Genomic DNA, 23,769 nt, shown 5'->3' with positions numbered 1-23,769 from the left:
CCGTTGCCTACTGTGATCGCCATCGGAACCGGAAGAGCGGTCCTTGAGTCGTGTCCGGAAGGTCGGGAGGGGGTCTCGCCATGGGCTGGATCGAGACGGAGAGCGGCGGCTACACCGTGACGCTGGACGGCACGAGGGTGCTGTGCCGCAACGCGGCGGGGCGCGCCTTGAAGCAGGTGCCGCCGAAGCTGCGCGACGACGCGGAGGTCGTGCGGCTGCGGCAGCTGGCCGAGTGGCTGGAGCGGCACGAGCGCGAGTGCCGGGAGCAGACGGACGCCTGGCTGGTGCGCTCGCTGCCGGTCCCGGTCGCGCTGCTGGCCCGGGTGTGGCCGGACGCGGCGTGGCAGGCGGCGCTGCGCGATCTGGTGGTCGCTCCGGTGGGCGCCGACGGGACGGCCGACATGGAGCGCGCCGGGTTCCTGCGGGACGCGGACCCCGAGCGGGGCGCGGGGATCGTCGACCTGGACGGCGACTCGGTGCGGATCGAGGCCGAGACGGTGCTGATACCGCATCCGGTGCTCCTCGAAGACCTGGACGAGCTGCGGGAGTTCGCGGTGGAGCTGGGGGTCGCGCAGGGCGTGGAGCAGCTGTTCCGCGAGGTGTGGCGACGGCCGGACCAGACGCGCGGCCACGAGGTGCAGACGTATGCGAACGGCAGGTTCGAGCAGCTGCGGCACGCCACGGCGCGGGCGGTCTCGCTGGGCTACCGGGTGCGCGGCGGCGAGGCGGTGTGCCCGCTGGTGGAGGGCGGCCGCGCGCTGGAGGCGGCGTACTGGGTGGGCGACGAGTACCCGGACCAGGAGTCGCTGACCGGGCCGCTGGAGTGGCGGGACAAGGACGGGCGGCGGCTGCCGCTGGAGCAGGTGGGGCCGGTCGCCTGGTCGGAGGGCGAGCGGATGGCGGCGCTGGTGTACGCGGGCCGTGTGGTCGCGGGGGACGAGGAGGGGCGGCTGTGAGCGGCGCGAGGAGCACGAAGGGGGCGGCGGTGGACGGGAGCGGTCTGCTGGAGGCCGGGGCGGTGCTGCCGCTCGGCGCGGACGCGGGAGACGAGCTGACCGCGCGGGCGTACGGGCATCCCGCGCTGGAGGGGCGCACGGTGGTGCGGCTGGTGCCGGACGCTCTCGGTCCGGCCGAGGATCTGGCGCTGGAGTATCTGGGGTTCGCCGGCGCCGGGACGGCCGCCGTGGGCCGGGTGAAGCCGCAGTCGCTGGGCTTCCCGGCCTGGGCGCTGGTCAACGACCCGGACAACGGGCACCACGCGCTCGCCGTGGTCAAGGAGATGGAGCGGCTGACGCGGCTCGTGGCGACCAAGCCGGGGCTGGCGAAGGACGGCTTCGAGGAGATCGCGGGGCGGCTGGACCGTTCCGTGCCGCACTTCCTGCCCACGTTCTACGAGCAGGCGGCGCGGCTCTTCGTGGCCGCCGACTCGCGGCAGCCCGCCGCGGTGTTCTTCGGCAAGGCGCGGGCCGCCGAGCAGCGGCACGCCCTCGCCGTGGACGAGGAGCGGCTGCGCGAGGTGTTCCTCGAGTTCGCGGCGGCGGGCGCGCTGAGCGCGAAGGCCCTGCGGGAGCACGCCAAGCAGCTGGCCGCCCGGCTGTCGGCGCCGGAGGCGTACGCGCAGTTCAAGGCCGTGTGCCTGGAGCGGTGCGCGGCCGGGCTCACTCCGTACGCCGGCATGGTGGAGGATCTGCGCCGGCTCGCGAAGGCCGCCGGGCTGGACGCCCGCGCCGAGGAGCGGTCGCTGATCGCGGAGGTCGTCCACACGGGCGCGATGAACCGCGCGGCGGAGAGCTTCTGGACGTCGGCGCTGCCCGCGCTGACCGAGGTCGCCCAGCAGGACCGGGCGGTGCGGGAGCGGCTGCTGGCGCTGCGCCCGTCGACGGGCGGCGACAGCCCCGAGGCGTTCGACGAGGCCTGGCTGAACGTGCTGGAGCGGTGCGGGGCGGTCGACCTGCTGCTCGACGGGACGGTTCCGGCGGCCGAGTGGCTGTCGGGGTGGGCCGCTCACCGGCAGCGCGGCTGGCGCGGCATGAAGCGCCTCGAGGCCGAACTGGCCCTGGCCAGACGGCTGGCGGACCGGCTGGTCGCGGACGGCATCCCGGTGCGGCTGCTGCGCGGATCGGGCTGGCGCACCCTCGTCGACCTGGACCTCCTCGACCTCTGCCTGGCTCTGGGCGTCCCGGTCGAGCCCCCGGCCGCGGAGATGGAGAACCTGGAGCTGGACCCCTGGCTGGCCGACGAGCGCCCGGGGCGCAGGGATCTGGCGGCGCTCGCCGCCGACCCCGCGTTCACGCGGCTGCTGCGCGGCGGGGTGGAGCGCTCGGCGGGCACCAGCGAGGCGTCGACCAGGCTCGAGAGGATCAGGGAGCACCCGGCGCTGCGGACCGTCCTCGCCGGCTGGCTGACCGACCGCGCCGACGACCTGTCCGAGCCGCTGGGACTGGTGGGAGTGGACAGCCTGCTGAGCCGGGTGCGCCGGTTCTCCTCGCCGGCCGTGCTGGCCGCGGCGCCGCAGGCGACGGAGCGCATCGTCGCCTTCTCCCCCGCCGCCGCGCTGGCGCGCACGCTGCGCGCGGGCATCCTCGACGAGCTGGGCTGGCCCGCCCTGGAGGAGGTCCTGCCGGAGCTCGGCGAGGTCAACCCGATGGCGGCCGGACAGCGGCACGGCTATCTCGCCGAGGACTGGTACCGGCTCGCGGACGCCTGGCCCGCGCTGATCGTGCGGGTCGGCGTGCAGGTCGCCGCGGTGGGTCCGGACGCGGTGCTGGACCAGCGGACGCTGACGCAGGCGGTGCCCTCGACCTCGTCGTGGGACGTGCCGACGGTCCGCTATGTGGGCGGCCAGTGGCTGATCGCCAACGGGCACGGCGCCGACCGCCGGGCTCGCTGGTCCGGCCGGGCGGCCGATGTGTTCAAGCCCGCAGGCGAGTTGACCGACCGCTGGACGTCCTTCCACAGCCCGAGCCTGCAACTGGCCGACGGCAGCCGCACGTTCGGCGGCCGGCCGGTGCACGCCGGCGACACGTCCTTCGCGGGCGAGCGGCGCGCGGTCGCCTCGGACGGCATCTCGGTGTGGGTCCTCCACGAGGGCCAGTGGTGGGAGTACGACCCCGAGACGGCCCGCAGGGGACGGATCGCGGTCCCGGCGTTCTTCGACTCGGCGCTCGCGGGCGGCGCCGAAGGCGGCACGGGGGCGGACGGCCTGACGCTCCTGGAGCACGCCTGCCGGCTGCTGCCGGCGCAGCCCGGCCTGGAGTCCTCGCCGTTCGGCAGCAAGGACGGGCTGCTCGGCTGGTGGGTGCGGTACGACCCGCGGGCGCGCACGCTCACCGCGTGCTCGGTGGACGGCGCCGCCGGCCCGGCCGTCGAGCTGCCGGCAGGCGTCACCATCGGGGGGTACGCCTCCTACGACGTTCCGCTGCCGCCGCTGCGCCTGCCCGGCGGAGCCGTCCTGCATCCGCGCGAGTCTCGCGGATACGACGGCATCGTCTCGCTGTACGACCAGGACGGCGTCCGCCTGTCCGAGTTCACCGAGGGCAACCGGGGCGGCGCCCACGCCGCGGGCACCCCGCTGGTGCCGCCGATCGGCTACTGGCATGCGCTGCGGCCCCGCGACGAGCAGGGCTCGGCCGCGCTGCGGGCGGTGACCGACGCGGACGCGGCGGAGCTCCTCGCGGCGGTCGCCGCCGGGACGAAGCCCGACGAGGCCGTGCGGCAGCTGCTCCCCCAAATCGCCCATCCCCGGCTGGCGGCCGGCGTGGCCGGGCTGGTGGAGGAGGCGGCCCGGCACGCCAAGCGCGTCGGCGTCCTCGCGGAGCAGGCCGCGAAGGGGCTGCGCGCGCAGGCCGATCCGGCGCCCCGGGAGCAGCCCGTGCGGCACGCCCGCGACGGCGTGCTGCGCGACGCCCTGACCTGTTTCACCGGCTCCCGTTACTTCTACGGCCACCCCGGCTGGTCGCCGGACAGCACCACGGCCATGGACCAGCTGCGGCTGCTGGCGCAGTGGCTGGCCCCCGAGGGTCCCGAGGCTCCTGGGGCGCCCGAGGGTCCCGGAGCTCCGGGGAGGCTTCCGCTGAAGGCGTCCAGCGTGGGGTGGGCGACGCTGCCCGGGCCCGGCATGGCCGCGGCCGCGCTGTGCGCGGCCTCGCCCGCGACGGGGGACGCGGAGCGCGAGGCGCTGCTGGAGTTCCTCGACGCGGCGCTCGGCGTGCGGGCGGACGGCGAGGCCGTCCTCATCGACCCGCGCGGCCGGCTCCGGCTCGCACAGCTGCGCATGGAGCGCAAGCCGAAGGGCGATCAACTGCTCGGCGAGGTAAGGCACTCGGGCGCGCGGCGGCTGGTGTTCACAGCATGCCAGCGGGTCGACGACACGCACGCGTTCTGGAACGCGATCGAGTACGACCCGGCGGGGGCCTTCGGCGGCTGGGACGGCTGCACGCTCGTCGAGTCGCAGACGCTGGGCTCGGGCGACGACCCGGCGCGGGCGGACGCGCTGCGCGCGCTGGTGGACGAGGTGCGGGCCCGGGGCCCGGTGCCGTACTGGCCGGAGCAGGCGCGGGAGTTCGCCGAGCGGGTCGGGGTCGGCGCGGTGACGGGCGCGCTGGTGCAGCTGGCGATGCCGGGCGTCACGGCGTACGGGCGCTACGACCTGCTCGGCCCGGAGTACCTCGCGCCGCTGGGCGCCAAGAGCGCGGAGGCGCTGGCCGGGCGGGGCGTGCTGAGCGGCATGCAGCCGGCGGAACGGATGGCGTACGCCGCCCTGTTGACGCCGACCGACCCGCGGCGGGTGCCCGAGCTGTGGACGAAGGGCTACGACCTGGAGCCGCTGACCGCGGCCTGGCTGGCGGGGCGCGGCAAGCGGCGTGTCGCCTCCGCGGAGCTGATCGGCCGGATGGTCGCCGAGGTCGGGGCCGGCACGGCGCTCGACTCCGTGCTCAACCCCCAGACACAGCCGCAGCTCACCGGCCGTACCGAGCAGCGGCTCGTCGACGACGTCCTGGAGCCGGCCGATCCGCGGCAGCTGCTCCTGGCGCGCGATCTGACCGCGTACGTCTCGATGCTGCGCTGGCTCGCCTACCGGCTGCCCTTCGGCGACCCGCTCCGCACCGTCCTGCCTATCACCCTGCGGACGATGCGGGAGCGGCTCGCCGACCCGGGGCTGCTGCTCGACCTCGGCGTGCTGTGGGACACCGCGGGCTCGGCGACGTCGATCCGGCTGCGGGAGGCGTACGGACAGCCGCTGGGGCGCGAGGGCGCGCGGGGCGGCGAGGGCGACCCTCTGCTGGTCGAGCTCGCGCCCGGCATCGTGCTCGGGCCGGCGCGGCACGGCACGGAGCTCGAGTCCGTGTGGGTGCGGCCGTCGGTGCTGGACGCGGATCACCCCGCGCTCAAGCAGCTGGAAGCGGTGGCGGGCGCCACGCCGTCGCTGGCGGCGCTGCGCGCGGTGCTGAGCGAGGAGTTCGCCGCACTGGTCGCCGCGGACAAGCCGGCGGAGGGACCGCAGGCAGGACCGGCGGAGGGGTCGGCGGACGAGTCGGCGAAGGGGCTGGCGGAGGGACCGGCGGACGGGTCGTATCCGTCGTATACGCAGTACGCGCCGAACAGCGTGCCGGAGCTGGCAGCCGAGGCGGCCGAGCGGTTCGGGCTCTCGGCGGACGCCGCCGTGCTCTATCTGATGCTGCTGGCCCTGCCCGACCCGACCGACCGCAACCAGGCCCTGTGGACCGGCTGGAAGCCGGCCCGGCTGAAGAAGGCACGGGCCGAGCTGGCCGCCACCGACCTGGTGGTGGAGGCCAAGCGGTCGCGCGCCGGACGCTCCCTGTTCCTGCCCGGCGGCTGGCTGGAGCAGAAGTCCCCGCGGCTGCCCGCCGAGAGCTGGAAGACGTCGATCCTGCCCTGGGATCTGCACGGCTTCGTGGTGCCGGACCGTCCGGTGGCCGACCTGTACGCGGCGGCGTGGCGGCGGGTCGTGGAGGGCGACGCGCCCGGGTTCGAGGAGTTCAAGGCCCGTGGCGGGCGAGGAGGTTCGCGATGAGCGGTACGGAGTCGGGCGCCCCGGCGCGACAGGTGGAGCTGCCCGAGGACGCCTATGCGCAGGAGCTGGCGTTCCTTCAGACGTACGACAGCGGGCCGAAGCCGCCCGGGTGGCGGATGACGCCGCGCTCGGTGGTGCTGTTCGTCTGCGGCTCGGACGGCGAGCCGCTGCGGTCGGCGGACGGGCGGCAGCAGGTGGTCTCCCGGAAGTTCGTGGGCGACCGGGCGCTGGTGGAGCGGTGCGTGGTGACGCTGGCGGGAGAGCGGGGGCTGCTGCTCGTCGGCGAGCCGGGCACGGCGAAGTCGATGCTCTCCGAGCTGCTGGCGGCCGCCGTGTGCGGCACGAGCGCGCTCACCGTGCAGGGCACGGCCGGCACGACCGAGGACCAGCTGCGGTACGGCTGGAACTACGCGATGCTGCTGGCCAAGGGGCCGAGCCGGGCGGCCCTGGTGCCCTCGCCGGTGCTGACGGCGATGACGCGGGGCGCGGTGGCCCGCGTCGAGGAGGTCACCCGCTGTCTGCCCGAGGTGCAGGACGCCCTGGTCTCGCTGCTCTCCGAGCGCCGGATGTCCGTGCCGGAGCTGGCCGAGAGCGAGAGCGAGGACGGGACCGTGCACGCCGTGCCGGGGTTCACGCTGATCGCCACGGCCAACCTCCGCGACAAGGGCGTCTCCGAGATGTCCGCGGCGCTGAAGCGCCGGTTCAACTTCGAGGAGGTCGGCCCGATCGGCGACCTCGACGCCGAGACGGAGCTGGTGCGCGGGCAGGCCACGGCGGCGCTGGCGCGGTCCGGTGCGCCGTTCGGCGTGGACGAGGCGGTGCTGGAGGCGCTGGTGACGGCGTTCCGGGATCTGCGGACCGGGCGCAGCGCGGAGGGCTGGGAGGTCGAGCGGCCCTCGACGGTCATGTCGACGGCGGAGGCGGTCCATGTCGCCACGTCGATGGGGCTGGGCGCGGCGTATCTGAGCGACGGACGAGACGTCGTGCGCACCCTGCCCGGGCATCTGCTCGGCACGGTGCGCAAGGACGACCCGGCCGACCACGCACGGCTGCTGGGGTACTGGGACGGGCCCGTGCGGCGGCGGGCGGAGAGCGGTGCTCCGCTGTGGCGGACGCTGTGGGAGCTCCGTGATGAGCTCGCCTGAGGAGGTTCCCGGGGCGCCTGGGCCGCCTGAGGAGGTTTCCGGGCCGGAGGAGGCGCTGGGCCGGCTCGCCGGGTGCCGCGACCCGTATCTGATCGGGGTGCGGCACCACTCCCCCGCGCTGGCGGCGGCGGTGCCCGCGCTGCTGGCCGAGGCGGCGCCGGAGGTGCTCTTCGTCGAGCTGCCCGAGGAGTTCGCGCCCTGGCTTGAGCACCTCGCCGACCCTCAGACCGCGCCGCCCGTCGCGCTGGCGGGCGGCGGGCGCGGGGGCGGTCTGGTCTTCCTGCCGTTCGCGGAGTTCTCGCCGGAGCTGGCGGCGATCCGGTGGGCGCGGGAGGCGGGCGTCGAGGTGGTGCCGTTCGACCTGCCGCTGTCGGCGCGCGGGGAGGAGTACACGGAAGGCACGGCGGGCGCGGAGGGCGCGCCGGGGGCGGTCCCCGGGGCGGGAGCCGGCCCCGGAGCTGACCCTCGACGCGATTGCGGTCCCGATGCCGGGCCTGGACCTGGGGCGCTCGCCGCCGCGCTGCGGGCCAGGGCGAGCGGGCGGCCCGGCGACGATCTGTGGGACCGGCTGGTCGAGGCGCCCGCCCCCGGGTCGGCGCCGGAGGCGCTGCGGCGGGCCGCGCTGCTGACGGGCTGGGCGCTGCGTACGGACGCGGGGACGGTCGACCCGTACGACCTGCGGCGCGAGGCGAACATGCGGCGGCGGCTCGCCGAGCATGCGGGGAGGCGGGCGGCGGCGGTGATCGGGGCGTTCCACGCGCCCGCGCTGGCCGGCGCCCCGCTGTGCCCTGCCGATGCGGCCGTACCGGAGACGGACACCGCCGTCGCGAGCGTCCTCGGCCCGTCGTCGGCGCGGGCTGCCGCCCGGGCGGGCGACGAGATCGTCACGTCCCTAGTGCCCTATGCGGACGCCCTGCTCGACGACCGGTCCGGCTACCCCGCCGGCATCCGCGACCCCGAGTGGCAGCGCGGGGTGTTCCACGCGGCGGGCGATCCACGGCTGCTGGACGACCTTCTGACCTCGACGGCCGTACGGATCTGTGCGGCGGTACGGAGCGCGGGCCACCCCAGCGGGCCGGCCGACGCCCGTGAAGTGGTGCGGGTCGCCAGGGACTTGGCGGCGCTGCGCGGGCTGCCCGCAGCCGGCCGGGGCGAGCTGGTCGAGGCGGTGCAGACGGTGCTCACCCAGGGGCGGCTGCTGGGCCGGGGCCGGGTCGTCGCCGCCGCGATGGAGCAGGTCCTGATCGGCGGACGGCAGGGGCGGCTCGCGCCGAGGACGCCGCGTTCCGGGCTCGGGCCCTCGGTCGAGGCGCTGCTCGGCGAGCTGAGGCTGCCCGTGCCGGACGCACCGGCCCGCCGCGAGGTGCGGCTGGACGTGCTGCGCTCCGACCTCGACCGCCGCCGGGAGATCACGCTGCGGCGCCTCGCGGTCTGCCACGTTCCGTACGGCGAGGAGTCGGCGGTGGCCGGCGTCGGCGAGGCCGCGGCGCTGACCACCCGGTGGGCTCTGGCGTGGACGCCTTCGACGGCCGCGATGCTCGATGTAGCGGGCGTGCACGGGGTGACCCTCGAGCAGGCCGCGGCCGGGCTGCTGCGGGGGCGGCGCGCCGACCAGCGGCGGCGGGGCGGGCCCACGGCGGCGGAGGTCGTCGAGGGCCTGGCGGACGCGGCGCGGTGCGCCCTGCCCGAACTCGCCGCCGAGCGGCTCACGGAGACGGCCGAGCTGCTTCCCGCGACGGGCGGCCTGCCCGAGCTGCTCGCCGGAATGGACCTGTTGGACCGCGTCAGATCCGGGCATCTGCCGGGACTCGACGCGCGGTGGGAACGGCCGGGGGTCGACGCGGCGTACGAAGAGCTGACGGCGGCGGGGGTACGGGCGCTGGACGGTCTCGCCGGCTCCGCCGAAGCCGTGGACGCGCGCGCCCTGGTGGACCTCGCGGGACGCGCGGCCGAGGCGGGCGGAGGCGGCCTGCGCCTCGCGGACGCCCTGGCCCGGCTGGAGTCGGACGCCACACCGCTGATGCGCGGGGCGGCGGGGGCGGCCCGGGTGCTGCTGGGGCAGCGGGCGCCGGAGGAGTTCGGGGCGCGCCTCGCCTCGCGCGCCGACGGGGCGAGCACGCCCGAACTGCGGGCGGCCCTGGCCGACTTCCTGCGCGGCGCGCTGCTCGCGGCGGGCCCGCTGCTGGAGACGGGCCGGGCGCTTGACCCGCTGCTCGAACGGGTGGAGTCCCTGCCCGACAGGGCGTTCCTCGACCGGCTGCCCGCGCTGCGGGCAGGCTTCGAGTCCCTCCCGCCCGCGGCCCGCACCCGGCTGCTGGCCGTGGTGGAGGACCGTACGGGCACGGCGGCGGGGACGCTTACGGGACCGGTCACGGACCCCGTCGCGCTCGCACGCCTGGCGGCGGCGGACCTGGCGGGCCTGGAGGCGCTGACCGCGAGGGGCCTGCGGCCCGAGGCCGACGGCCCAGCCGGGGACAGCGCCCACGCTGTCGTGCCGGTCGAGCCGACGGCGATCGAAGGACCGGAGGATCAGCGGCCGCGGCCGCGGCTGCGCGAGAGCGAGCCGCTCGCGCTCGGCGCCGGTGCGCGGTGGCGGCTGCTCCTCGGGCGGGCGCGCGCGTTGAACGGCCGCGCCGGACGACTGGCCGCCGCACTCGACGAGTTGTACGGCAGCGGCCACGGCGAAGGCTCCCGGGGCGAGGACGGCCTCTTCGGACACGGCGGACACAGCGGTCACGGCGGCGGAAGCGAAGCCTCCTACCCGGATGTGCGCGCCTGGTCCGAGGAGCTGGCCGCGCTCTTCGGCCCCGGCGTACGGGAGGAGGTGCTGGCCGCGGCGGCCGACGCGGGCCGGTTCGACGCCGCGCTCGCACTCGACCCTGCCTCCGCCCGCCCCTCCGTGGAGCTGCTGCGCACGGTCCTCTCGTACGCCGGCGGACTGCCCGAGCAGCAGCTGGCCCGGCTGAGACCGCTGGTGGCGCGGTTGGTACGGGAGTTGACCGAGGCACTCGCCGACAAGCTGCGCCCCGCGCTCACCGGCCTCGCCCACCCGCGGCCCACCCGTCGTCCCGGGGGCCCGCTCGACCTCCCCCGTACGCTGCGCGCGAATCTGGCGACCGCCCGCCGGGACCCGGACACCGGCGCGGTCACGGTCCTGCCCGAGCGACCCGTCTTCCGCACCCGCGCCCGCCGGTCGGCCGACTGGCGGCTGGTGCTCGTCGTCGACGTCTCCGGCTCCATGGAGTCCTCGACGGTCTGGTCCGCGCTCACCGCGTCGGTGCTGGCCGGCGTACCGGCGCTGAGCACGCACTTCGTGGCGTTCTCGACGGAGGTCCTCGACCTCACCGACCATGTCGACGACCCGCTGAGCCTGCTGCTCGAGGTCCGCGTCGGCGGCGGCACGCGCATCGCCCGCGGACTGCGCCACGCGCGGGAGCTGGTGACGGCGCCGTCCCGCACGCTGGTCGTGCTGATCAGCGACTTCGAGGAGGGCGGCCCGATCGGCCCGCTGCTGTCGGAAGTACGCGCGCTGATCGACGCGGGCTGCCATGTCCTGGGCTGCGCCTCGCTCGACGACCGGGGCCGGCCGCGCTACTCGACGGGCGTGGCGGGCCGGCTGGTCGCGGCGGGCATGCCGGTCGCGGCGCTCAGCCCTCTCGAGCTGGCCCGCTGGGTCGGCGAACGCGTAGGAGGTACGCACCGGTGACCACGACCCCGACCCCGGGGCTGCCCCCGGTGACCGCCGAGGCGGCGGCGCAGGCCCTCGACCTGCTCCCGGCGCGGCTGCGCAAACGCGTCGACGGCGCGGCGGCGAAGGCGCGCGGCTGGCCGGTCGAGCCCACGGCCGAGGGCGTGCGCGTCCGGGTCGACGAGGACACGACGGTGACGCTGAAGGTCACGGCGGGCGTCGTGGCGCAGGCGTCCGACGCGGTCTGCGACTGCCTGCTGGCGCCGGCCTGTCTGCACCGCGCGGCGATCCTGTCGAACGCGCCGCTGGCGGAGGAGAGCGCGGACGCGCACAGGGACGACACCGCGGCCACGGAAGCAGAGCCTCAAGCACAGCCGGAAGCAGAGCAGGAAGCGGAGCAGGAAGCACAGCCGGAGCCGGACCTCGCGGCCCCCGGCACCGGCCCCGGGCGCGCCGAACCGGCTGCCGCAGCCCCCGCTCCCGCCGCCTCGCCCGCTCCCCTCGCTCCCGTCGCCCCGTCCGCTCCCGTCGCCTCGCCCGCCCCCGCCCAGCTCGACTCGCTCCAGGCCCTTCAGCGTGCCGCGGTCGCCGTCCTGGTCAGCGGGGTCGCCGGCGCGGGGCCCGTTCACCGCGCCGAGCTGCTCCATGCCGCGCACTCCGCCCGTCTCGCCGGGCTTCATCGGCCGTCCGCCGTCGCCGTGCGGGTGGCCCGGCAGCTCGGGGAGGCGCGTGCGGACGATCCCGCGTTCCGGCTGCCCGGACTCTCCGCCGACCTCGCGGAGCTGCTCGGCCTCGTACGCAGCCCCGCCGACGCCGTCGCCCCCGCGCGCCGCGCCTATGAGCCGGCCGGGCCCCTGCGCCTGTACGGCCTGTTCACCGAGCCGGTCGTCACCGCGTCCGGCTATGCGGGGGCGACCGCCTACGCCCTCGCGCCCGACGGCACGCTGCGCACGCTCTCCGACATCGCACCCGGCGGCCCGGAGCGCGCGGCCCAGGCGGCCGCCTCGCCGGTGCCCGGCGGCTGTGCGCTGGCGCTGCGCGCGTGGGGCGACGGCGGCGGGGTGATCCTGACCGGACCGACGGTGTCGCCGGACGGCCGGATCGGCGGGGGCGCCAAGCTCCGTTCCGTACGGGCTCCCGGCGCGCAGTGGCACGAGCCGCCGCTGGACGCGCTCTGGCAGCGGTCGCCCGCCGGTCAACTCGCCGCCGCGCTCGACTGGTTGACGCAGCCGTCCGACGCCCGCCCCGCGGGCGGCGATCTGCTCTTCCTCGGCGGCACGGTGACGGAGGCCGGCTTCTGGGTCGACGGCGGCCCCACGCTGCGGCTGCTCGCCCCCGACGAGCGGCCGGAGCTGCTGTACGCGGAGAATCTGCGGCTCCTCGCCTCCCGTCCGGGGCTGAGGCTGCGGCTGATCGCGCGGGCGGTCCCGGACCGGCCGGGCGCGGTCCACGCGCTGGCGGCCGCGTGGGACGGGCACGACGGCGACCGGGTCCGCGCGGACCTGGGCCTCGCGCGGCTGAACCGTACGCACATACCGAAGCAGCCCCAGCCGGGCCGGCCCACGCCGGTGTCGGCGCCGCGCGTACCGGACCAAGCCCCACGGGACCATGTCCCAACGGACCAAGCCCCACCGGTCCACTCAGCCCCGGAGCCCGCCCCGCTCGTCTCCGCTCCCGCGCCGCAGCCCGCGCTCCCCGTGGAGCTCGACCTGCTGCGCCGGGCCGTGGACCGCACCGTCGCCGGCGGCCGGGCGGTCACCGCCGCCGGGGCCGACGGCGAACTCCCGCGCCGGCTGCGGGCCGCGGGCCTGGCCACGGGCGCGAAGTGCGCCAGGGCGCTTGCCGAGGCCGCGGCCGACCGGCGGCACGACGCGCTGGGGAGGCTGCTGCCCGCCGACCCGGAGGCGTTCGCCGCCGCCTGGCTCGCGGCGGCCGTCTACGCGTCGGCGGCCTCCCGCTCCTTGCTGCTCGCCGCCTGGTCGCCGCCCGAGGCCAGCCACACCCGCAGCGGGCCGACCGGCACGCAGCCCTGACGTACGGCGGCGTCCAGGTCCTCGCCCTGCTCGTAGCCGACGACCGGCACGCCCGGCCACCGGTGGGCCACCGCGGCCAGGCACCCGGCCCACGCGCCGTCCAGGCCCTCCCCGTCCGAGCCGTCGCCCGCTCCGTCCGCCGCGCTGAAGAGATTGGAGACGCCCACCGCGTCGCGCCCCTTGCTCGCCACCGCGCCCGCGACCACCCGCCCGTCGCCGTCGTACCCGGCGAGCACGCTGGTCGCGGGATCGGCCAGCAGCTCGGGCCGGAAGAGCCCGGTCAGGCCCTGGCCGCCGTCCCAGGCAGTCGCCCACGCCGTCAGCTCCTGCGCGTGGAGGACCCGCGTCCACTCGACGCCGCGCGGCGCCATGGGGGCGGCCAGGGTGGCGGGCCGGTACAGCCACTCCGCCTCGAAGAGGACCTCGAAGCCGTCGTCCGCCAGGTCGAGGGAGGCGAAGCTGTCCTTGACCGAGCACCCGGGAGCGCTGGTGTCGATCCCGTCCACGACGTCCCGCTGCGACGCGTCGGCGGCGAGCGTCACGGCGTCGGGGTAGAGCATCGGGGTCCGGCGCGCACTCGTCCAGGCCCGGTCGCCGAACGCACCGGGCAGCCCGTGCGACCGGCACATGGCGTCGCACCACTCGGCGTTGTTGCGGGCGGCCGTGCGCACCCACGCGTCCCTCGTCACAGTCGTGATCATGGCGTCGATCATGCCAAAGGGAACAGGAGGGGGAACAGGAGAACGAACCGAACCGACACGTTCGGCGTCTGACCAGGCGTGAAGTCATCCCCTGCCGCCCAGCCGTCCTCGTCACGCCATTCGTGGCGGTTCGCTCCGCGTCTGCCGCGCACCCGCCGCGCCCAGCGGCGGACCGTGCAGGCGGTGATGCTCGGCTGCGTCCTGGCGCTCGCGCCCGCGACCTGGATGCACGCGGTCGCCGACAGCCGGGTCCGCACGGTCGCCGACGTCCCGCCGCAGGAGGTGGCCGTGGTCTTCGGGGCCGGGCTGCTGAACGGCCGCCCCACGCCCTACCTCGCCCACCGGCTCGACGCGGCGGCGGAGCTGTACCGGGCGGGCAAGGTCAAGGTCGTGCTGGTCACCGGGGACAACAGCCGGGCGGAGTACGACGAGCCGGACGCCATGCGGACGTACCTCGCCGAGCGCGGGGTGCCGGACGGGCAGATCGTCAGCGACTACGCCGGGTTCGACACCTGGGACTCGTGCGTGCGCGCCAAGAAGATCTTCGGAGTCGATCGCGCGGTGCTGGTGACGCAGGGCTTCCACATCCGCCGGGCGGTGGCGCTGTGCCGGACGGCCGGGGTCGAGTCGTACGGCGTCGGGGTCGCCGAGCCGCATGACGTGACCTGGTACTACGGCGGGGTGCGGGAGATCCTCGCGGGAGGCAAGGCGGCGCTGGACGCGACGCTGAGGCCGGATCCGCGGTTCCTGGGCGCCGAGGAGCCGGGCGTACGGGACGCGCTGGCTTCGGCCGCCCGCTGACGGGCCGGGCGCCCGCCGATCCGCGACCGGCCCGCACGACCCAGCGCACGGGCGGCAGCGCACGGCCTCCGGCGCACGACAGGCGGCGCACGAGCGACAGCGCGCGACCTGCGGCCCCTGTCGTGGGCGACACGTCGTACGGCGCGCGGGTCCCGCTGACGGGCTTCGGCGGCTCCCGCACGGAACATGGAGCGTATGGAAAACGACGTAGCAGCCCTGCTCGCCCGGCACACCGAAGCGCTCGCGCTCTTCACCGCCCGCGTGCACGCCGTACAGGCCGACCAGTGGGACGACCCGACGCCGTGCACCGAGTGGTCGGTACGGGATCTCGTCAACCATCTCACCGCCGAACAGCTGTGGGTCCCCGCCCTGGTGAGCGACGGGGCGAGCATCGCGGACGTCGGCGACTCCTACGACGGGGACGTCCTCGGCGACAACCCGCGCGCGACCTGGGACGCCGCCGCCCGGGCCGCGCGCAGGGCCTTCGGGGCCGAGGGCGCGCTGGAGCAGACGGTGCAGCTGTCGTACGGCGAGACGCCGGCCGTCTCGTACTGCGCGCAGATGGTCACGGACGCCGTCGTCCACGGCTGGGACCTGTCCCGCGCGATCGGCGCGGACGAGCGGCTGCCGGACGCGCTGGTGCACTTCGCCCTCGACGAGGTGACGCCGTACGCCGCGGACCTGGCGGATTCCGGCCTGTTCGCGCCGCCCATCGAGCCGCCGCCGGGGGACAGCCCGCAGACCAGGCTGCTCGCGCTGCTGGGCCGCCGCGCATGAGACAGCCGGGCGGGACGAGGCGGCCCGGTTCCGTGAGGCGGTCGCCTCACGGAACCGGGGCGCGGAGATGGAGGCCCGCGTACCGCGCTCGTAATCCGGAGCGTCCGTCCGCGTAACACGGGCGTCGCACGCTGGACGTATGCGCGACGAGAGCACCCTGACCGAGACCGGGACGCCGACCCACTGTCCCTACTGCGCTCTGCAGTGCGGCATGAACCTGCGCGGCGGGACGGATGCCCCCGGGGTGGTCGAGGTCGTCGAGCGCACGGACTTTCCCGTCAATCTCGGCGCGCTGTGCGGCAAGGGCCGCACGGCGCCCGCACTGCTCTCCTCCCGGGTGCGCCTGACCGAGCCCCTGGTCCGGCGCCCCGCCACAGGCAGGCTCGAACCGGCCACCTGGGAGGAGGCCCTGCGCACGGTCGCGGACGGACTGCGGCGTACGAGGGCCGAGCACGGCCCCGACGCGGTCGGCGTCTTCGGCGGCGGGGGGCTGACCAACGAGAAGGCGTACACCCTCGGCAAGTTCGCCCGGGTCGTGCTGGGCACCTCGCAGATCGACTACAACGGCCGGTTCTGCATGTCGTCCGCGGCGGCGGCGCATCAGCGGGCGTTCGGCCTGGACCGGGGGCTGCCGTTCCCGCTGGCGGACGTTCCGCGCACCGGGTGCGTGATCCTCGTGGGGTCGAACCTCGCCGAGACGATGCCGCCCGCGCTGCGCTATCTGACCGAGCTGAAGGAGAACGGCGGCAAGCTGATCGTCGTCGATCCCCGCCGGACCCGCACCGCCGAGCAGGCCGATCTGCATCTCGCGCCCCGGCCCGGCACGGATCTGGCGCTGGCCCTCGGGCTGCTGCACGTGATCGTGGCGGAGGGGCGTACGGACGAGGAGTTCGTACGGGACCGCACGAGCGGCTGGGAGGCGGCCCGGGCGGCGGCGATGGCGCACTGGCCGGAGCTGGTCGAGCGGATCACCGGCGTCGGGGTCCCGCAGCTGCGGGAGGCGGTGCGGATGTTCTGCGACGCGCCGTCCGGGACCGGGATGGTGCTCACCGCGCGCGGCCCCGAGCAGCAGTCCAAGGGCACGGACACCGTCAGCGCGTGGATCAACCTCTGTCTGGCGACCGGCCGCGCGGGCCGTCCGCTGTCCGGCTACGGCTGTCTGACCGGCCAGGGCAACGGCCAGGGCGGACGAGAGCACGGCCAGAAGGCGGACCAGCTCCCGGGCTACCGGAAGCTGGACGACCCGGCGGCGCGGGAGCACGTGGCACGGGTGTGGGGCGTGGAGCCGGAGACCCTGCCGGGGCCCGGCCGCAGTGCGTACGAGCTGCTGGACGCGCTGGGCCGGGACGTGAAGTCGCTGCTGCTGATGGGCTCGAACCCGGTGGTGTCCGCGCCGCGGGCCGGGCATGTGGAGGAGCGGCTGCGCTCGCTGGACTTCCTGGCGGTGGCGGACGTGGTGATGTCGGAGACGGCCGCGCTCGCGGACGTGGTGCTGCCGGTCACGCAGTGGGCGGAGGAGACGGGCACGACGACGAACCTGGAGGGCAGGGTCCTGCTGCGCCGCCGCGCGATCCAGCCGCCGCCGGGGGTGCGCAGCGATCTGGAGGTGCTGGGCGGGCTGGCGGGGCTGCTGGGCCACGAGAAGGGCTTCCCGTCGGACGCGCGGGAGATCTTCGACGAGCTCCGACGGGCGTCGGCGGGGGGCGCGGCGGACTACTCGGGCATCAGCTACGAGCGGATCGAGGCGGAGGACGGGGTGTTCTGGCCCTGCCCGGAGATCGCCGGCGCCTCGGACATCTCTGACGCCTCTGACGTCTCTGGTGCCTCCGACACCTCCGTCTCCTCGGCTGAGGAGACGGAGCGGCCGCACCCGGGGACCCCGCGGCTGTTCCTCGACCGGTTCGCCACCCCCGACGGGCGGGCGCGGTTCGTCGCCGTGTCGCATCGGGCCGCCGCCGAGGAGACCGACGCCGAGTATCCCGTGCTGCTGACCACCGGGCGCGTCGTCGCGCAGTACCAGTCCGGTGCGCAGACCCGGCGGATCGACGAGCTCAACGCCGCCGCCCCCGGGCCCTTCGTGGAGCTGCACCCCCATCTCGCCGAGCGGCTCGGCGCGGTCGAGGGCGCTCCCCTCGCGGTCGTGTCCCGGCGGGGGCGTGCCGTCGGGCCCGCCCGCATCACCGCCAAGATCCGGCCCGACACGGTCTTCATGCCGTTCCACTGGCCGGGCGAGGGGCGGGTCAACTCGGTGACGAACCCGGCGCTCGACCCGACCTCGCGGATGCCCGAGTTCAAGGTGTGCGCCGTGCGGGTGGAGCTCAGCGGCTGAGCCGGCCGCTCCAGTCGCCGCCGCGGATGAGGACGCCGTCGGTGCGCAGCCGTGTGGCCACCCGGGGCGCGGCGACGTACACCCAGGCCCGTACGGCGGTCCCGTCCGGGCGTACGACGTCGTGCGCCACTCGCTCGTACAGATTCCGCGGGTGGCCGGGGGCGATGTACTCCTCAAGGTGGTCGAGCACAGCGAGCAGCTCGCCGTACTCGCCCGGCGCCGCCCACGCCACCTCGCCCGTGACCGTGTCCGAGACCGACGCGTCGAGGACGGCGTACGGGTATCCGGGGCCGTCGTAGAGCCGCGCCCTCGCGAGTGCGGCCGGGGTCTCGGCCGAGGTGCGGCCGAGCAGGAACCGGTCGTGGTTGGGCTCGCCCGGCCGCAGCGTGCCGTACACGAAGAACGGCAGCTCCTCCCGTGTCCCGCTCATCGTGCCGTGCTCTCCGCGTCGACCCAGGCCAGATACGCCGCGCTGCCCCGGACGACCGGGGTCGCGATGATCTCCGGGGTGTCGTAGTCGTGGGCGGCCACGAGGTGCGCTTCCAGCGCGTCGTACCGGGCCTGGGTGGTCTTGAAGAGGACCTGCCACTCCTGTGCCGTCTCGACCGCGTCCTGCCAGCGGTAGACGGAGACGACGGGCGCGGAGATCTGCGCACAGGCGGCCAGCCGCGCCTCCACCGCGCCGCGCGCGAGGGCCTGCGCCTTGTCGGCGCTGTCGGTCGTGGTCAACACGGTCAGTACGGTCGGCGCGGTGGGCGCGGTCGGTGCCTCGGACACGGAACGGGCTCCTCGTCGGTCGGGTCGGTCAGGCGGTCAGGCGGTCAGGCGGTCACCCCACGGTACGCAGGGCCCGTGGGGCGCCCCTGCCTGCCCCTCCTGGCCCTGTCTCAACCGGCGTACGGCGCCTTTGCCTTGGCCGTGCGCAGGGCGTTCCCCCACCAGGCGAGCTGGTCGAGCATCGTCTTGGCCGCGGCGTCCGGACCGTCCGGATCGCGGTGCCGGCCCTCGTCGTCGAAGTGGGCGTGGGCGTTGTGGAAGGAGACCGTGTCCCGAACGGTGACGGCGTGCATCTCGGCGAACACCTGCCGCAGCTGCTCCACGGCACGCAGTCCGCCGGAGATCCCTCCGTACGAGACGAAGCCGACGGGCTTGGCCTGCCATTCGGTGAAGTGCCAGTCGATCAGCGACTTGAGGGAGGCGGGGAAGGAGTGGTTGTACTCGGGCGTGACGACGACGAAGGCGTCCGCGCCCGCGAGCTTCGGTGAGACCTTGGCGAGCTCGGTCTGCACGTCGGCGGTCGGCTGGTAGGAGAGAGCCGTGGGCAGCTGAGCCTCCGCGAGATCGACGAGCTCGACGTCGAAGTCCTCACGCGGCCCGACCCGCGACAGAAACCACTCGGAGACGACGGGCCCGAAGCGACCGTCCCGATTACTCCCAAGAACGACGGCGAGGTTGAGGGGGGTGGGTGTGGGTGTGGGTGTGGGTGTGGTGATGTCCATGGGGACGAGGCTCTTACCTCAAGCGCGATTGAGGTCAAGCCGCGGCGAGGACTGCCTACGGGGCACCGCCCCGGACCCCTGCGCCTCAAACGCCGGCGGGGCTGGATTAGGCCCCCGAGCCTGGGACGCCTGCGCCATCGGAGGCACTCCGCGCCTCAATCGCCGGCGGGGCTGGATCTGGACGCACTCCACGCCTCAATCGCCGGCGGGGCTGAATAGGGTCCCCGCGCCTCAAACGCCGGCGGGGCTGAGATTGCCCGCCTTGGCGGGAAAGTTCAGCCCGTCCGGCGTTTGAGGACCGGGGTTCGGGGCAGCGCCCCGCAAGCAACCCGCACATCGCCGGCCGCCCCGCGAGCGACCCGTACATCGCCAGCCGCCCCGCAGGGCCATGTCACCCATTCGGCACGCCCCCACCCCACTTCCCCGACAACCCCCCGTGACCTGCGGCAACCCCTCGCGTCCAGTGCGACACGCCGTTCGGTCGCGGGGAATCTGACAGCTCATCAGCAGGCGTCGTAGGCCCGCTGCGCCTTACCTCTGGGGGAAGACGATCGTGCACCACCGCGCTTCCCGGAGGACTCCATGCGCCCCACCGCCCACCTGCTGATCGCTTCCGCGTTGGCGGTCGCCTCGATGGGCATAGCCGCGCACGCGGCCTACGCCTCGGACGTCGAGCGGCTGGAGGTGCACCCGTCGACCGTCTCGCCCGGCGACCTGGTCACCGTGAACACCACCGCGTGCGGGCGAGGCGGTCGAGGGGTCGGGGACGCGCGGGCGCTCGGGGCGGGCGAGTTCCAGCTGGAGCCCGGTACGCACAAGGAGGTCGTGGTCGGCCAGTTCCGCGTTCCCGACCACGCCAAGGCGGGGACCTACGGCATCGCCGTGGCCTGCGACAACGGCAAGACCGCCGGCGGCGACCTGGTCGTAGAGCACCGCAGCGAGCCGAGCGGCCATGTCAGGACCGGGGTCGGCGGCAGCGTCGGGCCGGACGTCACCCAGATCGCGGTGGGAGCGGCCGTTCTGGCCGCTGCCGCCGTCGGCGGGACCGTGCTTCTGCGTCGCCGGGCGAGCGGCGCGCAGGGCAGCTGACGGACGGGGTCCCACCCGTCCGGCGTACCGCCGTGTCCCCGCTCCCGTCAGGCCCCGAGCCCGGCGGGAGCGGGCGAGATCCATCCGGAGGACCGAGACCGATGACCGCCGACGGCGCCGCGAAGAGCCCGCCCAAGAGCTCGGCCAAGGGCAAGGGCTCGGGCAAGGGCTGGGGCCTCGCCATCGCCGTCTGCGTCGGCGTGTGGCTGGTGCAGAACGGGTCCGAGGACGTCACCCCGCCCGTCCCCTCCGCCGCCGAGGCCTTCGCCGCCGGGCCCGGGCACCACACGGACGCCGCGGCCGAACCGCTGCCGCCGTCCGCGCCGCTGAGCGTGCGCATCCCCGAGATAGGCGTCGACGCCCCGGTGATGCGCCTGGGCCTGGGCCGGGACGGCAGCCTGGACGTCCCGCCGGAGGGCGACCGCAATCTGGCCGGCTGGTTCAAGGACGGCACTCCCCCGGGCGCGAAGGGCACGGCCATCGTCGCCGGCCATGTCGACAACGCGCAGGGTCCCGCCGTCTTCTACGACCTCGGCGCGCTGAAGAAGGGCCACCGCATCGAGGTGGCCCGCAAGGACGGACGTACGGCGGTGTTCACCGTCGACGCCGTCGAGGTGTACGACGCGAAGGACTTCCCGGACGGGAAGGTGTACGGCCACCGGGACCGCGCCGAGCTGCGAGTGATCACCTGCGGCGGCGGATTCACCGAGAAGTCGGGCTACCAGGGCAATGTGGTCGCGTACGCGCATCTGATCGGGGTGCGGGAGCCGGCCTAGCGCGCCTCACAGACGCGTACGCCCGACGCCGACGCACGCCCGACGCCTACGTACGTACGGCACCGACGCCCGCACGACACCGACCCAAGAACGACGCCGACGCACCCACACGCCGCCCCTACGCCGTCCACTGGTCGAACGCGAGCTTGGCGACCAGCGAGAAGACCACCACGAGCAGCACGCCCCGCACGAACTCGCTGCCCTTGCGCAGCGCCATGCGCGCCCCGAACATCGCGCCCGCGAGGTTGAACACCGCCATCATCGCGGCCAGCTGCCACAGCACCGTGCCCTGGTAGGCGAACATCGCGAGCGCGCCGGCGTTGGTGCAGACGTTCACGATCTTCGCAGTGGCGGATGCGGTCACCAGGTCGAGATGGAGCACGGCGGTGAGCGCGAGGACCAGGAACGTGCCGGTGCCGGGCCCGAACAGGCCGTCGTAGAAGCCGATTCCGCCGCCCACCAGCACGACGGCGGCGACGGCCCGCGCGCGGGTGACGGTCCGCCGGTCCGCGTCCGCGGCGGCGCCGAAGGTCGGCCGCAGCATCACGAAGGCCGCGACGCCGAGCAGCACGACCATGATCACGGGCCGGAGCAGGTCGCTGCTGATGCCCGCCGCGAAGAACGCGCCGCCCATAGAGCCCGCGAGCGCGGCGAGCCCGATCCGTACGGCCGCCTTGACCTGCACGGACGTCTTGCGGACGTAGGTGATCGCCGCGCCCGTGGTGCCGACGATGGCCACGGCCTTGTTGGTGCCGAGGATCTGCGCGGCGGGGACCTGCGGCATGCCCAGCAGCAGCGCGGGCAGGAGCAGCAGCCCGCCGCCGCCGACCACCGCGTCGATCCAGCCGGCCGCCGCGGCGGCGAGGCAGAGGAGCACCAGGGTGGTCAGCGTTATGTCAGGCATGCTCGCGACCCTACGAACGAGATGAGTGTGGCGTCCATCGATCTCTGAAGATCTGAGCGGTGTCTGAGGTTCCACAGCGTTCGGGCCGCCGCTCTCCCGGCGGACCGGTTCAGCGCGCTCCCGGCGGACCGGTTCAGCGCGGCCTGAGTCCGATGACGACGGTGGCGTACAGCTCGTCGTCGGCGACCGTCAGCGGGGTCAGCCCGCCGCGGACGAAGGCCTCGACCGCCGCGTCCGCCTGCCGCTCGCTGGTCTCGACGAGCAGGCAGCCGCCCGGCGCCAGCCACGCGCCCGCCCCCGCGGCCACCCGGCGCAGCACGTCCAGGCCGTCCGATCCGCCGTCGAGGGCGACGCGCGGCTCGTGGTCGCGCGCCTCCGGGGGCAGCAACTCGACGTCCCCGGTGGGCACGTACGGAACGTTGGCGGCGAGCACGTCGACGCGGCCGCGGAGCGCGGCGGGCAGCGGTTCGTACAGATCGCCCTCGTAGACCCGGCCGCCGAAGGCCGCGACGTTGCGCCGGGCGCAGCGCACGGCCGCGGGGTCGACGTCGCTGGCGTACAGCTCGACCTGCCCGAGCGCGTCGGCGAGCGCGGCCCCGACGGCCCCGGACCCGCAGCACAGATCGACGACGACGGCTCCGGCGGCGGACCGTGCCACGGCCTGGCGCACCAGGAACTCGGTACGGGGCCGGGGCACGAAGACCTCGGGGTCCACGGCCACGCGCAGCCCGCAGAACTCGGCCCAGCCGAGGACGTGTTCGAGGGGCAGTCCGGCGACGCGCCGATCGACCATGGCGGCGAGGTCGGCGTCGCTCTGGGCGCCGGACAGAAGCAGACGCGCCTCGTCCTCGGCGAAGACGCAGCCGGCGGCACGGAGCCTGCCGACGACGAGGGAGTACGAGAGAGAAAGAGAGGGTGTGACGGACATACGAGCCTTCCGGGATGCCTGAGGGCGCTCCCGCGGGCGGCTGCCTATGCCTGGCGAACCGCGGATCCGAGAGAAGAGAGCACCCAGCCTGCTAGCGCGGTAATGGGTCTCACCTCCTCGGACGTGTACTGCTGGAGACGGCAACACTACCCGAGCGGCGGGCGGATGATCCTCAGTACGCCCGTATAGGCGTGTGCTGTGCCTGCGGGAACAGCAGGCACAGCACACGGCGTCACGATCCCGACAGGGTCAGGAGCGCGTGCCCGGCATACCGCGGTTCATCGCGCCGCCGGCAGCAAGGTCGCCCTTGAACTTGTTCGACCGCAGCAGAGTCGGCTGGTCTTCCGGCTGGATCCACGCCTCGTCCCAGATGAAGTTCGTGCCGCCGACGTTGCCGTGCGTCTGCCACACCTCTCCGTCTGTCGTCACGACCATGACGTAGGCGTCGTTGCCCCGGGAGTCGATGGAGATCCCACAGGCGTCGGCGGGGAAGTCCCCGTTGTCCGTGAGGTCCTCCCACACGAAGATCCGGTCGTTCGGGTCAGGGGTGGTCGTGTCGGGCGTCCCCCTGCCGACGAGAGCGTTCCCGCCCGTGAGAACGGCGCTGAAGTCCTCTTGGTTCGCGAGGCCGACGGAGTCGATGTCGGCGCACGGGCCGGTGGGGCCCGCAGGACCGGTGTCGCCGGTGGCGCCCGCGGGACCGGTGTCACCGGTCGCACCCGCAGGGCCGGTGTCACCCGTGGAGCCGGTGTCGCCTGCCGGGCCGGTGTCACCGGTCGAGCCGGTGTCGCCCGCAGGACCCGTGTCACCCGTCGAGCCCGTGTCGCCCGCAGGACCCGTGTCGCCCGTCGCACCCGCAGGACCCGTGTCACCGGCCGGACCCGTGTCACCCGTCGGACCCGCAGGACCCGTGTCGCCGGCCGGACCCGTGTCGCCGGTCGCACCCGCCGGGCCGGTGTCGCCCGCAGGCCCGGTGTCACCGGTCGAGCCGGTGTCGCCCGCAGGACCCGTGTCACCCGTCGAGCCCGTGTCGCCCGCAGGACCCGTGTCGCCCGTCGCACCCGC

At 75.2% G+C, this 23,769-nt stretch carries 16 protein-coding genes and 1 pseudogene; 10 read left to right on the top strand and 7 right to left on the bottom strand.

Annotation, left to right across the window (positions count from 1 at the left end; translation table 11 throughout):
- Positions 1-80: 80 nt before the first annotated feature.
- The 5 genes from AB0M39_RS18510 to AB0M39_RS18490 are packed head-to-tail and all read left to right on the top strand — an operon-like array spanning position 81 to position 12,900.
- Positions 81-956 carry a DUF4132 domain-containing protein gene (locus AB0M39_RS18510; RefSeq protein WP_365365510.1) on the top strand — a complete coding sequence of 292 codons (876 nt, stop codon included), beginning with the start codon at positions 81-83 and terminating at the stop codon, positions 954-956.
- Positions 953-6,034 (top strand): hypothetical protein, encoded by a 5,082-nt coding sequence (locus tag AB0M39_RS18505; protein ID WP_365365508.1) that lies wholly within the window; start codon positions 953-955, stop codon positions 6,032-6,034. Before AB0M39_RS18510 ends, AB0M39_RS18505 begins: the two co-directional genes overlap by 4 nt.
- A complete protein-coding gene (locus tag AB0M39_RS18500) occupies positions 6,031-7,179 on the top strand; it encodes an AAA family ATPase (protein WP_365365506.1) in 1,149 nt (382 codons plus the stop codon). Before AB0M39_RS18505 ends, AB0M39_RS18500 begins: the two co-directional genes overlap by 4 nt.
- The gene (locus tag AB0M39_RS18495; protein ID WP_365365504.1) at positions 7,166-10,885 is read left to right on the top strand and encodes a DUF5682 family protein; all 3,720 of its coding nucleotides are present in this window, start codon (positions 7,166-7,168) and stop codon (positions 10,883-10,885) included. Before AB0M39_RS18500 ends, AB0M39_RS18495 begins: the two co-directional genes overlap by 14 nt.
- The gene (locus AB0M39_RS18490) at positions 10,882-12,900 is read left to right on the top strand and encodes a hypothetical protein (protein ID WP_365365502.1); all 2,019 of its coding nucleotides are present in this window, start codon (positions 10,882-10,884) and stop codon (positions 12,898-12,900) included. The genes AB0M39_RS18495 and AB0M39_RS18490 overlap by 4 nt, the downstream gene beginning before the upstream one ends.
- Here AB0M39_RS18490 and AB0M39_RS18485 read toward each other — a convergent pair.
- A complete protein-coding gene (locus AB0M39_RS18485; protein ID WP_365365500.1) occupies positions 12,804-13,601 on the bottom strand; it encodes a hypothetical protein in 798 nt (265 codons plus the stop codon). The genes AB0M39_RS18490 and AB0M39_RS18485 overlap by 97 nt on opposite strands.
- Positions 13,602-13,787: 186 nt before the next feature.
- Here AB0M39_RS18485 and AB0M39_RS18480 point away from each other — a divergent pair, with 186 nt between their 5' ends.
- The 3 genes from AB0M39_RS18480 to AB0M39_RS18470 all read left to right on the top strand — a co-directional run bounded on the left by AB0M39_RS18480 (position 13,788) and on the right by AB0M39_RS18470 (position 17,508).
- Positions 13,788-14,402, top strand: a complete 615-nt coding sequence (locus AB0M39_RS18480) for an ElyC/SanA/YdcF family protein (protein WP_365365537.1) — start codon at positions 13,788-13,790, stop codon at positions 14,400-14,402.
- 195 nt (positions 14,403-14,597) lie between these two features.
- Positions 14,598-15,179, top strand: a complete 582-nt coding sequence (locus AB0M39_RS18475; RefSeq protein ID WP_365365498.1) for a TIGR03086 family metal-binding protein — start codon at positions 14,598-14,600, stop codon at positions 15,177-15,179.
- Between the two features lie 139 nt (positions 15,180-15,318).
- Positions 15,319-17,508, top strand: a complete 2,190-nt coding sequence (locus AB0M39_RS18470) for a molybdopterin oxidoreductase family protein (RefSeq protein ID WP_365365496.1) — start codon at positions 15,319-15,321, stop codon at positions 17,506-17,508.
- On the opposite strand, the gene AB0M39_RS18465 is transcribed toward AB0M39_RS18470, so the two are convergent.
- The 3 genes from AB0M39_RS18465 to AB0M39_RS18455 all read right to left on the bottom strand — a co-directional run bounded on the left by AB0M39_RS18465 (position 17,498) and on the right by AB0M39_RS18455 (position 19,007).
- A complete protein-coding gene (locus tag AB0M39_RS18465) occupies positions 17,498-17,938 on the bottom strand; it encodes a gamma-glutamylcyclotransferase family protein (protein WP_365365494.1) in 441 nt (146 codons plus the stop codon). The genes AB0M39_RS18470 and AB0M39_RS18465 overlap by 11 nt on opposite strands.
- Positions 17,935-18,285, bottom strand: coding sequence for a divalent-cation tolerance protein CutA (gene cutA / locus AB0M39_RS18460; protein WP_365365492.1), 351 nt, complete (start codon positions 18,283-18,285; stop codon positions 17,935-17,937). Before cutA ends, AB0M39_RS18465 begins: the two co-directional genes overlap by 4 nt.
- Positions 18,286-18,395: 110 nt before the next feature.
- A complete protein-coding gene (locus AB0M39_RS18455; RefSeq protein ID WP_365365489.1) occupies positions 18,396-19,007 on the bottom strand; it encodes an NAD(P)H-dependent oxidoreductase in 612 nt (203 codons plus the stop codon).
- A 582-nt stretch (positions 19,008-19,589) separates the two neighbouring features.
- Between AB0M39_RS18455 and AB0M39_RS18450 the strand changes: the two genes are divergently transcribed.
- Positions 19,590-20,096 carry a hypothetical protein gene (locus tag AB0M39_RS18450; protein ID WP_365365487.1) on the top strand — a complete coding sequence of 169 codons (507 nt, stop codon included), beginning with the start codon at positions 19,590-19,592 and terminating at the stop codon, positions 20,094-20,096.
- A gap of 101 nt (positions 20,097-20,197) precedes the next feature.
- Positions 20,198-20,872 carry a class F sortase gene (locus tag AB0M39_RS18445; RefSeq protein ID WP_365365485.1) on the top strand — a complete coding sequence of 225 codons (675 nt, stop codon included), beginning with the start codon at positions 20,198-20,200 and terminating at the stop codon, positions 20,870-20,872.
- A 118-nt stretch (positions 20,873-20,990) separates the two neighbouring features.
- On the opposite strand, the gene AB0M39_RS18440 is transcribed toward AB0M39_RS18445, so the two are convergent.
- The 3 genes and pseudogenes from AB0M39_RS18440 to AB0M39_RS18430 all read right to left on the bottom strand — a co-directional run.
- Entirely contained in the window at positions 20,991-21,776 is a 786-nt protein-coding gene (locus tag AB0M39_RS18440; protein ID WP_365365483.1) for a TSUP family transporter, read from the bottom strand.
- A 133-nt stretch (positions 21,777-21,909) separates the two neighbouring features.
- Entirely contained in the window at positions 21,910-22,704 is a 795-nt protein-coding gene (locus AB0M39_RS18435) for a putative protein N(5)-glutamine methyltransferase (RefSeq protein WP_365365481.1), read from the bottom strand.
- Positions 22,705-22,953: 249 nt separating this feature from the next.
- A pseudogene (locus tag AB0M39_RS18430) lies at positions 22,954-23,769 on the bottom strand (hypothetical protein); the annotation flags it as partial.

The sequence above is a fragment of the Streptomyces sp. NPDC051907 genome, assembly GCF_040681075.1.
Taxonomy (GTDB): Bacteria; Actinomycetota; Actinomycetes; order Streptomycetales; family Streptomycetaceae; genus Streptomyces.
The sequence above is the reverse complement of the archived record's forward strand: the minus strand, read 5'-3'. Positions and strand labels throughout refer to the sequence as shown.